The organism is Flavobacterium sp. SLB02 (genome assembly GCF_009664855.1).
GTDB lineage: Bacteria > Bacteroidota > Bacteroidia > Flavobacteriales > Flavobacteriaceae > Flavobacterium.
Map to the genome: position 1 here is coordinate 4,616,746 of NZ_CP045928.1, position 12,523 is coordinate 4,629,268.

The window sequence follows — 12,523 nt, forward strand, 5'->3', positions numbered from 1 at the left end:
AGAGTATTTAAAGCTCTGTTCCCAGCTTCGATAAAACTTTATCCATTTCAAGAAAATGAGTTTCTGAATTTGAAGCATAAAACAATTGGTTGCCAGCCATAATTACAATCACATCATCATCGTAATTACCATAGAAATTTATTCCATCTAGCCATTGTCTAAAAGAAACATCTTTGTTATCGAAATTTTCAGTTATAAAATCGAGCTCATGAGGTTCTAATTCATAAAATGTATTACATGGAAAATCTAATGCAAAACCCGCCTGAAGAAAAGCCATTGCAGTAAAAAAATCGGTTAAGTTTTCTGTTTCCAGGTTCCATATTTTTTGATCCTCACTCATGTACACCGGCGGATCAGATTTCGACAAATCATCTTTGTGAATTCCCCAAACGCAAGCTCTTTGATTTTCAGAATAAAATATCAAATAATCGTCATGTTTGTAATATTGAAAGCGCTCTGGTATAATTAATAAATCCTGCGTATGATTCAGGTTTTGAATTTTACCCAATTCAGTATAATAATCTTTAAATACTTTTGGAAGATCTCCAAATACATCCTTTACAACCTGAATTTCGTTTCCGGTAAAACCATTAGATTCAGTTATACCAAAAAGCTTTTTTATTATAGAGAAATCCGTCATGATGATTAGCTATTATTTACGTCTTTCAATAAAAAACCTTTTCATAAGATCTGCCGCTTCATTGGCCATAACTCCGGAAACCACGGTAGTTTTAGGATGTAGTTTTGTTCCCATAGTTATAAAACCGCGTTGTTCATCACGGGCACCAAAAACAATTTTCGAAATCTGACTCCAATACAAAGCTCCTGCACACATTTGGCAAGGTTCGAGGGTAACATACAAAGTACAATCTTTCAAATATTTTCCGCCTAAAAAGTTTGCGGCAGCAGTTATCGACTGCATTTCGGCATGAGCCGTAACATCATTAAGCAATTCGGTTAAATTATGACTGCTTGCAATTACTCTATCAGCCACAACAATAATAGCACCAACAGGAATTTCGCCTTTCTCAAAAGCTATTTCAGCTTCCTGCAAAGCTTTTTTCATAAAATATTCGTCGGTGAAGGGATTTATCATAATTGCAAAAATAGAACTTTAGACTTTATTTTTATTATATTTAGATTTTGAAATTTAAATATGGAGCAAAATTTTAAATTAACAATTCCTGAACCTTGCAATGAAAGTTGGGACGCAATGACTCCGAAAGATAATGGTCGTTTTTGCATGAACTGCTCTAAAACAGTTATTGATTTTACTACCATGCTTCCTGAAGAAGTTCAGCTTTTTTTTATTCAAAATCAAAATACCAATATTTGCGGAAGATTTAAAAATTCGCAATTAGAAACCATTACCATTCAAATTCCAAGTCGCGTTTTATATACACAAACGAATTATACTAAAATGTTTTTGCTAGCTTTATTCATTGCTATGGGAACTACCCTGTTTAGTTGTCAGGATAAAGAGGGAAACAAAAATAGAATTGGTAAAATAGAAATTGTAGATAATAAAGGGCAAAATCAAGAGGAAAGCGAAACAACTTCCTGGTGTTATGGCCATCAGATCGAATCTAAAAAAGAAAAAACAAAAAAAACAAGTAGTGGATTTACAGTCGGAATGTTGCTTCCTGTTAATCCTATTGAAACAGGAAGTTTCAACTATGACATTATTTATAATTCAACTGATCTAGATATTTTACCCGTTCCGGAAAAAGGAATGGAAAATTTTCTTGATTTTTTTACCAAAAATTATATTATTCCAAAAACAGAGAAAGGATTTAAAGGTAAATACTCTATTATATTTGTGATTGAAAAAGATGGTAGCCTGAGTAATTTCAACATTACTAAAAATACACCGAAAGAAATAGGAGAAGAAGCCATTAGAGTTTTAAAAACGACGCCAAACTGGGTTCCTGGAAAACTAAAAGACAAAATCGTTCGATCAACTTACGTTTTACCAATTACAATTAAATGATGAACAATAGCTACAAAATAACAATTCCTGAACCTTGCCATGAAGACTGGAACAAAATGACTCCAAACGAAAATGGTCGTTTTTGCCTGAGTTGTTCTAAAACGGTTGTGGACTTTACAACTATGTTACCAGATGAAGTTCAGCATTTTTTCATTCAAAATCAAAATACCAATGTTTGCGGAAGATTTAAAAAATCTCAATTAGATACGATAACAATTCAAATCCCAAGTCGTGTTCTTTATAGTCAAACGCATTATCACAAAATGTTTTTATTAGCATTGTTTATTGCTATGGGAACGACTTTATTTAGCTGTGCTGATAAAGATGGAAATAAGAAAAAGATAGACAAAGTAGAGATTATTCAAAATGATCCTACAACAGAACATATTTCTGTTGGTGATACAAAAATTAGTAATTCAAACGCCCCTCTTTTACCTCCTCCACCTCCTCCAAAAATAGATCAGGTTAAATTTGTGAAGGGAAAAGCCAGAATTAAAAATGCAAAACTTGTAAAACCAGTACGTACAAATTGCACAGAGATTACTTATGAAGAATCTTTATCAAAAAGAAAAGATAAAAATAAAGTAGCTAAAGATTCTATAGTAGAGAATGAAACTTACTTTATGGGAGCGGCAATTGAAACAACGCCAATCTTCCCTAATGGAGTTGATAATTTTTATCAATTATTTATAAACGAATTTAAACAACCGGAGGAAACTGAAAATTTAAGAAATCGAATTATAGTTTCGTTTGTGATAGAAAAAGATGGCTCACTTTCAACTTTTGATTTTTCAGAAAATACAGACCCAAAAATAAAAACCGAAATAACACGTGCTTTAAAAACATTACCTAATTGGGTAGCAGGCACACAAAATGGCAAAAAAACAAGAACAAAATATAGTATGCCAATAGCATTTGAAAAAGACACTTCTGAAACTTCTCACTAATAAATTTAAAACCGTAAATTTGCTTTTTACCTTACAATGAAAAGCAACTTACTTTCCAGCATATACAATCCAACTGATTTACGCTTATTAACCGAAGCGCAACTTCCTCAAATTGCACAGGAATTGCGTCAATTTATCATTGATGTTGTTTCTGTAAAAGAAGGACATCTAGGCGCTAGTCTTGGTGTTATTGAACTCACAATTGCTTTACATTATGTTTTTAACACACCCGAAGATCAATTAGTTTGGGATGTTGGACATCAGGCTTACGGACATAAAATTTTGACCGAAAGAAGGGAAATCTTTCATACCAACAGGCAAATCGACGGGATTTCAGGTTTTCCTAAAAGAAGCGAAAGTATTTACGATACTTTTGGCGTTGGGCATTCCTCTACTTCTATTTCTGCTGCACTCGGAATGGCAATTGCGTCTCAATTGAAAGGAGATTTCGAAAAACAGCATATTGCAGTAATTGGTGATGCCTCTATTGCATCCGGAATGGCTTTTGAAGGTTTAAATCACGCAGGAGTTACAGATGCCAATTTACTGGTTATTCTAAATGATAATGCTATCGGAATCGACCCAAGCGTTGGTGCTCTCAAAAAATATCTTACTGCTGTAAAAGAAGGAAAGAACCCGAAGAAGAACAACATGATCAAGTCTCTTAACTTCGATTATTCCGGACCAATTGACGGGCATGATATTCCGACTTTAATAAAAGAATTAAAACGATTAAAAAATATAACGGGTCCAAAATTTCTGCATATTGTAACCACAAAAGGAAAAGGCCTGCAACAAGCTGAAGAAAATCAGGTAAAATATCATGCACCCGGAAAGTTTGATGCTTCAACTGGAGAAATCATCTTAAAATCTGAAGAAAATTTACCTCCTAAATATCAGGATGTTTTTGGATTGACCATTTTGGATTTAGCCAAAAAGAACGAAAAAATCATCGGAATTACACCTGCAATGCCATCTGGTAGTTCTTTAAAGTTCATGATGGATGAAATTCCCGAACGTGCTTTTGATGTAGGAATTGCTGAACAACATGCTGTAACACTCGCTGCCGGAATGACCACACAGGGTATGATTGTCTATTGTACCATATATTCTACTTTTTTACAACGCGCTTACGATCAGGTTATTCACGATGTGGCGTTACAAAACTTACCGGTTATTTTTTGTATCGATCGTGCAGGTTTGGTTGGCGAAGATGGAGCTACGCACCACGGTGTTTTTGATATTGCTTATTTACGCGCTATCCCTAATATGATTATCTATGCTCCAAGCAACGAAGTTGCGCTGCAAAACATTTTATATACTGCCCAATTAGGATTAAATCATCCTATTGCAATTCGATATCCGAGAGGTCGTGGCGTCTTACCAAATTGGGAAGTAGAAAATTTCGGACATTATCAAAAAATAATTATAGGACAGGCTAGTCAATTAAAACCCGGAACAAAAACGGCCGTTTTATCTACAGGAACAATTGGAAATAATGTCACTTTAGCAATTAATGAATGTGACAATTCCGAGACAATTGCACACTATGACTTTCCTTTCATCAAACCACTAGACATCAATTTATTGAATAGTATTTTCAATACTTTCGACAGGATTATAACCATTGAAGAAGGGACTGTAAATGGAGGTTTTGGAAGCGCCGTTTTAGAGTTTGCCGCAGCACATAATTTCAAAAATAAAATAGAAATTTTAGGTGTTCCTGACCAGTTTATTGAGCACGGAACTGCAAACCAATTACAACAATTATGCAAAATAGACGTTAAAAGTTTGGTAAATCTTTTTTCAAACGGCACAAAATAATTATTTTGCACTATTAAAAACTAAAATTCTAATGAAATTATTGCGTTCTACCCTTTTGCTTTTATTGCTTTTGTGTACCTCACATAACTTTGCTCAAATCATACAAACGACTTTAGCTCCTAATCAGCTGCCTCCGCCACCTTCTAACTGGACTAAAAAAAATCAATTAGGATTTGACATCTCCGAAATTGCTTTTGTAAACTGGAGTGCAGGGGGAACAAGTTCGATCTCTGGTTTATTTAAAGGAGAATTTGGAAGAACTTACATCAAAGGAAATCATAAATGGGCGAACGAACTTATCATAAAGTATGGTTTAAACAAACAAGACGGTACTGAATTAAGAAAGACTGATGATGCCGTGATGCTGAATTCTACTTATGGATTCAGAAAAGACACGATTTCGAATTGGTATTACTCGGCTAAATTTAATTTCAATACGCAATTTACAAACGGATATAATTACCCAAACAGAGATATTGCTATTTCGAAACCTTTTGCACCAGCCTATGTATTTTTGGGAGCTGGAGCTGAAAACTCAAATAAAAAGAAAAACAGAACGTTTTACTTCTCTCCTATTACGTTAAAAACTACTTTGGTTTTAGATCAGGATTTGGCCAACCAGGGATCTTTTGGTGTTAAAAAAGCCGTTTATGCTCCTGATCCTATGGATCCTAATTCTCAAATTATAATTGAAAACGGACAAAAAGTAAAAGCCGAATTTGGTATTTTACTAACTGCTTACATGAAAAACGAAATTTTCAAAAACATTTTCTACGAGAACAGATTAAGCTTATACACTGATTATTTGAACAAATTTGGAAATGTAGACGTAGATTATGATACTCGTTTAGATCTTGTTGTAAATGCTTATGTAAAAGCAAATATTGGTATTCATTTGGTTTATGATGATGATATCAAAACCAAGAAAGATGTTGTTGACCCTACTACAGGATCTACTTCTCAGGTCAATGACGGGCCGAGAGCGCAATTAAGACAGGTTTTAGGCGTAGGTTTAGTATACGCTTTTCAATAAAATAGTATCGCTATTAAGCAAAAAAACACCCGATAGAAACAAATTTCTATCGGGTGTTTTTTTTACAATCAAAAAGGAGAAGATTGTTTAATTCTTTTTTCTTCCGTTAATGGTTTCGAATAATTCCAGAGCGTTTCCATCTGTTAAAAGTGAGACATAATGACAAATATGCAATAAACGCTCGTATAAATTCTCTTTCTCTAATTGATGCTTTTCAGGCAACATTTTCAAAATTAATTTATCGTAGTTGGATGCCGTTCCTTCGTATTTATTATTAAAGGCCGTTATAAATTTATCCAATAAAGTCTGGATGATTTGATAGCCTACAATTTCTTTTTCTATAACCTCTCGGCTCTGATAAATTTTATCAACGCTTAAATTGATGATATCATTCATCTGCGCTTTGTATTTACTTTTATCTGTTAAGGCAAAAGGGAATTTTCCGGCCAGAATGGCTTCTTCATTTTCGATAAAAACATTTACTGCATCGTTGATTAATGTTCCTATTGCAAGAGCTCGCAAATAACTAATTCTATCTTCTTTGGTGGTTAAAGTCTTGTACTTCGCAACTCCAATATTGTCTTTTACGAGTTTGATTAAATATTCTAAAGCATAATCTTCAGATACCAATCCTAAATTTATTCCGTCTTCAAAATCGATAATGGTGTAACAAATATCATCTGCCGCCTCAACCAAATACGCTAAAGGATGTCTTTCGAAACCAATATCATCTCCTGATTTATTGGCAATCATTCCCATATCTTTTGCTACTTCTTCAAAGAATACTTTATCAGTCTGGAAAAAACCGTATTTTTTATCTGCGATATCATTTGTTGGCTTTTTAGGCAAACTCTCTTTTGGATATTTCATAAAAGCACCTAAAGTGGCATATGAAATTCTAAGTCCGCCTTCGATTCCCGGACGACTAGCTGTAAGAACCGAAAATCCGTTTGCATTTCCTTCAAAATCAATTAAATCCTGCCATTGTTTGGCTGTTAACTGATCTTTGTATTTTAGACCATTTCCTATCGAAAAATACTCTCCAATGGCTTTTTCACCAGAATGTCCAAAAGGAGGATTCCCAATATCGTGTGCCAAAGAAGCCGCAGCTACAATAGCACCAAAATCATTCATATGATAACCGTGAATTTCTTTTAAGTGAGGATATTTTTCGATGATTTTCTTTCCCACCAAACGTCCTAACGAACGTCCTACAACCGAAACTTCTAAACTATGCGTAAGTCTCGTATGTACAAAATCTGTTTTAGAAAGCGGAATAACCTGTGTTTTATCCTGCAGTGATCGAAACGCAGCCGAAAAGATAATCCTGTCATAATCAACCTCAAAGCCCAGTCGGGTATCGTCTTGTTCTACACGTAATCTCTTGCTAGTATCGCCTTGGCGTTTGAGTGATAAAAGTTCTTCCCAGTTCATTTTTGTATTTTAGATTTCAGATTGTAGATTGTAGATTTCTCATCTAAGCGTCAAAAATACGTTTTATTTAGGATTTCATTCAACAAAATATACTATTTAAAAGATAAACCTCCTGTGTATTCAGGCTATACGCAACTTTCTATTTGAGTATGACGTTTTTGAAATATTTACTAAAAATCGCGAATGCTTCTGCTTTACTTTCTGCTGTTGGCGCTGGAGTATCTTTAAGCGCATAGGGCATATTAAGCAATTCCCATTTTTGAGATCCGAGCTGATGAAACGGAATAATCTCTACACGTTCAACAGTTTTATAATTGGTAAAATGCTGTCCCCATTCTTCCAGATATTGTGGCTGGTCTGTCCAGCCGGGAACTAAAACATATCTTAACCACATTGGTTTTCCGGTAGATTCTCTATAGGCAGCAACCTGCAATGTATTTTTATTGGTCAAACCAGTTAATTTGTGGTGTATCTCGTCATTAATATGTTTTACATCCAATAACAAAAGATCCGTATTATCAAAAAGTTCCTGTGCCTGATGATTATTTAGTCTTCCGTTGGTATCAAGGCAAGTATTGATTCCCTGTTCGTGCAGTAATTTAAAAAAGTGCAGTAATTTGTTTCTTTGAAGTAAAGGTTCTCCTCCGGAAACTGTAACTCCTCCGGTTTTTCCAAAATAGCTTTTCTGGCGAACAGCTCTTTTTACTAATTCTTCTATTTCGACCAAAGAACCTCCTTTTACATCGAGTGTGTCAGGATTCTGGCAATACAAACACCTGAACTGACATCCCTGCGCAAATACCACCATTCGAATACCGGGACCATCATGAGTACCAAAGGTTTCAAGGGAATGTATTCTTAAATGATCAGGATCATCAATGTTTAATTTAGCGGCTTCAATATCTTGTAATTGAAAATACATAGTTGTTTGAATGAAATTAAAACGATAATAACGAATTGGGAGTAATTATTTTAACACATAGAAACATAGCTTTTCTATACTTAAAAAGGCGTTTCACTTATTTGAAATACATCCCGAAGCTTCGGGACTATCTATGTGAAAGAAATGAGTTTCTTTTTGTCTCCTTCTTTTGCCTATAAAATCTATGTTTCTATGTGTTTAATTTTTTTATTAATTACACCCAACAAGTTAATAATAAAATAAAAAATAGGCTGGCTAATTTTAGCCAACCTATCTCTGATTCACGCCTGGCCTGTTTTTACATTGCTTCGTGAAAAGTACGTGCTATAACTTCAAGCTGATGCGCTCTTGATAATCTCACGAAATTAACAGCATAACCCGAAACTCTTATGGTCAATTGTGGATGATTTTCAGGATGATTATAAGCATCTTGAAGGGTTTCGCGGTTTAATACGTTCACATTTAAATGATGTGCCATTTGTGCAAAATAACCATCTATTACATTCACTAAATTGGTTACTTGTTCTTCTCTGGTATCTCCTAGTGATTTCGGAATCATTGAAAACGTGTTAGAAATACCATCTTGTGCATCATTATAATCCAGTTTTGCTACAGAATTTAATGAAGCAATTGCTCCACTAGAATCACGTCCGTGCATTGGGTTTGCTCCCGGTGCAAAAGACTCACCATCTTTACGTCCGTCAGGAGTTGCTCCTGTATTGGTTCCGTACATTACATTCGATGTAATCGTCAATAATGAAAGAGTTGGTGTTGCATTTTTATATGCGGTATGTTTTCTAAGTTCTTTGATAAAGAAAGCTGTAATTTCCTGAGCAATAGAGTCTACTCTGTCATCATCATTTCCAAACTTAGGATAATCACCTTCGATATTAAAATCTACTGTAATTCCGTTTTCATTTCTTACTGGTCTTACTTTCGCATATTTTATTGCCGATAATGAATCGGCAATAATAGAAATTCCTGCTGCACCATAAGCGATATCAACATGCGGATCAGAATCAATCACCGCCATTTGTGCTCTTTCATAATAATACTTATCATGCATATAGTGAATAATATACATAGACTTAGCATATACCCTGGCTACTTCTTTCAGCGTACGTTTAAACACGTTACTTACTACATTATAATCTAATACTTCGTCATGAATAAACGGAATATCTTTCATTACTAATGCTCCGCCACGTTCTTCTCTACCTCCGTTTAAAGCAATTAATAATGCTTTAGGCAAGTTGGCACGTGCTCCAAAGTGCTGAATAGATTTACCAATTTCCTGATGCGATACACAACAAGCAATTCCGTAATCATCAGAACCTCTGTTAGGTCTCATTAAATCATCATTTTCATATTGAATTGATGATGTATCAATTGACACTTGTGCACAGAAATCTTTAAATCCTTGCGGAAGATCATCTGACCATAAAACTGTTAAGTTTGGTTCCGGTGATGCTCCCAAATTATATAATGTCTGAAGGAATCTGAATGATGTTTTGGTTACTTTCGTTCTTCCGTCATTAAACATACCTCCAATACATTCTGTTACCCATGTTGGGTCTCCACCAAATATTTCATCATAAGCACCAGGTCTTAAATGGCGTACCATTCTCAATTTCATTACAAACTGATCTACTAATTCCTGTGCTTCAAATTCGGTAATTGATCCTTCTTCCAGATCTCTTTGTATATAAATATCAAGGAATGATGATACGTTTCCTAATGACATTGCAGCTCCATCTTGTTCTTTAACCGCAGCTAAATAAGCAAAATAAACCCATTGTACTGCTTCTTTTGCATTTTGTGCAGGAAGAGAAATATCAAAACCATAATCTGCTGCCATTACAAGCATGTCTTGCAGGGCACTAATCTGAGCAGAAATCTCTTCACGTAAACGAACTTTATGTTCTGTCATTTCGCCGCCAACTTTACTATGATCCTCTTTTTTAAAAGCGATAAGCTGATTCACTCCATACAAAGCCATACGACGGAAGTCCCCAATAATTCGTCCGCGGGCATAATTATCAGGCAATCCTGTTAAGATATGTTTAGAACGATAATCTCTGATTTCTTTATCATATGCATCAAAAACTTTTTCGTTATGATTTTTAGCATAGTTAAAAATATCGATGACACGATCAGACACTTTTAGTCCTCTCTCTTTTACAGCAGATTCTACCAGCTTAATTCCTCCAAAAGGCTTCATTGCTCTCTTTAACAGCTGATCTGTTTGCAGACCAACAACAACTTCGTCTTCTTTTTTAATATAGCCGGGCTTAAATCCATTTATAGTTGATATCGTTTCTACATCTATTGCCAGACATCCGTTACTTGCTCGTTCTTTTAATAAAGCTTCCTTACAGATATTCCATAAATTGGTAGTTTTTACTGATGGTCCGGATAAAAAAGATGAATCTCCTTCATAAGGCGTAATGTTTTTTAATACAAAATCCTGAACGTTCACTGATGCTCCCCACTTTCCGGGTGTAAATACCTTTTTTTCGACATTTGCTTTCATAACTCAAATAATTTAATTGCATTAATTATATGATCAAATTTCGACACTTTTTAGCCAAAAAACCATGACAATAATCATAAACAGAGCTTATTTTTATAAAAATCGCAATTATTTTCGACAAACAAGCTTTGGCTTCACCAAGAAACACATTATTGCAGTAAGACTTAAAATCCCTGCAAACAAATAAAAGATAACCGTATAATTTTTAGTTAACGAAATCAGTCCCGGACCAACAAAAGCCGCAGCAGACCAGGCGATTAATATAAAACCAAACGGTGAACTCATTTTATAAGGCCCGTAAACATCTTTAACAAAAGCAGGCATGGCAGCAAAAGCCCCTCCGTAACAACTTATAATAACAAATACCATAAGCTGGAATACAATTGGCGTATTCGTCTGACTTAGCACAAGAAAACAACAGGCACCAATCGTAAAAAACGCAAAAAAAGTAGACCATCGGCCAATTTTATCAGATATACTAGACCAAAACAACCTGCCAAATCCGTTGAAAAAACCAATGAAACCAACAAAATTGATAGCTTGTCGATCATCAATATGAATGATATCTTTTGCCATTGGTGCTGCAATAGAGATTAAGGCAATGCCACAGGTAGTATTTAAAAATAACATGAACCAAAGACTGTAAAAACGAACATCGGTTAATAATTCTTTTAAAGGAATAGGAGAATTACTTTTTAAATCGTCCTCTATAGAAGTAGCAGAAAAAGGAAGCGAAAGACACAATGAGGCTAAAACCATTATTGAGAAATAAACCAATCCCAGCAGATAAAAACTTTGTGAAACCCCAATTGATTCTGTTAGTGGTAAAATAATGCGCGAAGCTAATATCGAGCCCGCAGCAAACGACATAATAACAAGTCCTCCTGCAAATCCGGGTTTTTCAGGAAACCATTTTACAACAACCGAAATGGGTGTGATATAACCGAAACCTAAACCAATGCCGCTTATTACGCCATAAAACAAATAAAACAAAGACAATGATTGTTTTGCAATAGCAAATCCGCTGCCTATTAATCCTACACCAAAAAATAATGCAGCAAGCAATCCGACTTTTTTAGGACCAATTTTTTGAACAAACTTTTGCATAAAAGCAGCTGTAAGTCCTAAAAAACAAATGGCTAAACTAAAAGATAGTTTTAATTGATGTGCATCCCAGCCATTCAATTCATGAATAGGATTAATCCAGACGCTATAAGCGTAAATAGAACCTATTGACAATTGCAATAACATTCCTGCTGATGCAATTATCCATTTATTTATTTTTATCATAAGACGATACATTTAATATGCGTCTTACAAATTTAGAAGTCGAAACTTGTAGAAAAGGTGATTTTTATCGTGTTTCGGCCAAAAACAGCCAATAAATTTACGAAAACGTTATATAAAAACATCCCTAAAACTCTAATGCTGTGCTGTTTTTGATCTCTCCCATTACAAAAATACTGTTCGTTTTTCCTGATTGTGCTCTAAAAACCCGTCACTGGGATGAAACCAAAAAAGCTTTGATCGAAATGGTTGCCGCTGCTCAGGAAATGAGAGCCGCTGTTGAAGCTCTGTGAATTAATCATTTTTATTAGAAATATTTTTGTTTTTTAGTGCCAACTGGTGGATTCGGAATTCTTGTAGTTATGAATTCTTCCGACTTCACTTTTGTTGGCATTTTTGCGTTTAGCTTTTTTTGAAGCAGAAAGTTTCAGTTTTCAAAAACACCTTTTGTCCCGCTCTCCACTATATCTGTTATGGCGAACCCCGCCACAACAGGATACCGTTTCTATCGGGGCTAAATGAGAAAATTTAATTTTCAAAAGATGTTATACTT

The 12,523-nt window shown here is 34.8% G+C and carries 11 protein-coding genes; 5 read left to right on the forward strand and 6 right to left on the reverse strand.

The features are described from left to right. Positions 1–7 precede the first annotated feature (7 nt). Positions 8–640, reverse strand: a complete 633-nt coding sequence (locus tag GIY83_RS17220) for a hypothetical protein (RefSeq protein ID WP_194615972.1) — start codon at positions 638–640, stop codon at positions 8–10. Positions 641–652: 12 nt separating this feature from the next. Then, positions 653–1,096, reverse strand: a complete 444-nt coding sequence (locus tag GIY83_RS17225) for a nucleoside deaminase (protein WP_173969762.1) — start codon at positions 1,094–1,096, stop codon at positions 653–655. Positions 1,097–1,156: 60 nt separating this feature from the next. Here GIY83_RS17225 and GIY83_RS17230 point away from each other — a divergent pair, with 60 nt between their 5' ends. The 4 genes from GIY83_RS17230 to GIY83_RS17245 are packed head-to-tail and all read left to right on the forward strand — an operon-like array spanning position 1,157 to position 5,794. Beyond that, on the forward strand, positions 1,157–1,990 hold the full coding sequence (locus GIY83_RS17230; protein ID WP_208682626.1) for an energy transducer TonB: 834 nt from the start codon (positions 1,157–1,159) through the stop codon (positions 1,988–1,990). Positions 1,991–2,046: 56 nt separating this feature from the next. Beyond that, positions 2,047–2,937 (forward strand): hypothetical protein, encoded by an 891-nt coding sequence (locus GIY83_RS17235; protein WP_194615970.1) that lies wholly within the window; start codon positions 2,047–2,049, stop codon positions 2,935–2,937. Between the two features lie 36 nt (positions 2,938–2,973). Next, positions 2,974–4,761 (forward strand): 1-deoxy-D-xylulose-5-phosphate synthase, encoded by a 1,788-nt coding sequence (locus GIY83_RS17240; protein WP_208682628.1) that lies wholly within the window; start codon positions 2,974–2,976, stop codon positions 4,759–4,761. A 31-nt stretch (positions 4,762–4,792) separates the two neighbouring features. Beyond that, positions 4,793–5,794: a DUF3078 domain-containing protein gene (locus GIY83_RS17245; protein ID WP_194615968.1), complete on the forward strand. Its 1,002-nt coding sequence runs from the start codon at positions 4,793–4,795 to the stop codon at positions 5,792–5,794. Between the two features lie 87 nt (positions 5,795–5,881). Here GIY83_RS17245 and GIY83_RS17250 read toward each other — a convergent pair whose 3' ends face one another. The 4 genes from GIY83_RS17250 to GIY83_RS17265 all read right to left on the reverse strand — a co-directional run bounded on the left by GIY83_RS17250 (position 5,882) and on the right by GIY83_RS17265 (position 11,973). Then, positions 5,882–7,228: a deoxyguanosinetriphosphate triphosphohydrolase gene (locus GIY83_RS17250; protein ID WP_194615967.1), complete on the reverse strand. Its 1,347-nt coding sequence runs from the start codon at positions 7,226–7,228 to the stop codon at positions 5,882–5,884. 139 nt (positions 7,229–7,367) lie between these two features. Next, a complete protein-coding gene (gene pflA / locus GIY83_RS17255) occupies positions 7,368–8,150 on the reverse strand; it encodes a pyruvate formate-lyase-activating protein (protein WP_194615966.1) in 783 nt (260 codons plus the stop codon). A 298-nt stretch (positions 8,151–8,448) separates the two neighbouring features. After that, positions 8,449–10,683, reverse strand: a complete 2,235-nt coding sequence (pflB, locus tag GIY83_RS17260) for a formate C-acetyltransferase (protein ID WP_194615965.1) — start codon at positions 10,681–10,683, stop codon at positions 8,449–8,451. A 108-nt stretch (positions 10,684–10,791) separates the two neighbouring features. Beyond that, positions 10,792–11,973: an OFA family MFS transporter gene (locus GIY83_RS17265; RefSeq protein ID WP_194615964.1), complete on the reverse strand. Its 1,182-nt coding sequence runs from the start codon at positions 11,971–11,973 to the stop codon at positions 10,792–10,794. A gap of 140 nt (positions 11,974–12,113) precedes the next feature. On the opposite strand from GIY83_RS17265, the gene GIY83_RS17270 reads away from it, so the two are divergent. Then, the gene (locus GIY83_RS17270; RefSeq protein ID WP_194615963.1) at positions 12,114–12,263 is read left to right on the forward strand and encodes a hypothetical protein; all 150 of its coding nucleotides are present in this window, start codon (positions 12,114–12,116) and stop codon (positions 12,261–12,263) included. Positions 12,264–12,523 lie beyond the last annotated feature (260 nt).

Bases quoted from the DNA above. Each gene is read 5' to 3' on its own strand.
- GIY83_RS17225 (WP_173969762.1), bottom strand. From the start codon at position 1,096: ATGATAAATCCCTTCACCGACGAATATTTTATGAAAAAAGCTTTGCAG.
- GIY83_RS17245 (WP_194615968.1), top strand. From the start codon at position 4,793: ATGAAATTATTGCGTTCTACCCTTTTGCTTTTATTGCTTTTGTGTACC.
- GIY83_RS17265 (WP_194615964.1), bottom strand. From the start codon at position 11,973: ATGATAAAAATAAATAAATGGATAATTGCATCAGCAGGAATGTTATTG.
- GIY83_RS17240 (WP_208682628.1), top strand. From the start codon at position 2,974: ATGAAAAGCAACTTACTTTCCAGCATATACAATCCAACTGATTTACGC.
- GIY83_RS17235 (WP_194615970.1), top strand. From the start codon at position 2,047: ATGACTCCAAACGAAAATGGTCGTTTTTGCCTGAGTTGTTCTAAAACG.
- pflA (WP_194615966.1), bottom strand. From the start codon at position 8,150: ATGTATTTTCAATTACAAGATATTGAAGCCGCTAAATTAAACATTGAT.
- GIY83_RS17250 (WP_194615967.1), bottom strand. From the start codon at position 7,228: ATGAACTGGGAAGAACTTTTATCACTCAAACGCCAAGGCGATACTAGC.
- GIY83_RS17230 (WP_208682626.1), top strand. From the start codon at position 1,157: ATGGAGCAAAATTTTAAATTAACAATTCCTGAACCTTGCAATGAAAGT.
- pflB (WP_194615965.1), bottom strand. From the start codon at position 10,683: ATGAAAGCAAATGTCGAAAAAAAGGTATTTACACCCGGAAAGTGGGGA.
- GIY83_RS17220 (WP_194615972.1), bottom strand. From the start codon at position 640: ATGACGGATTTCTCTATAATAAAAAAGCTTTTTGGTATAACTGAATCT.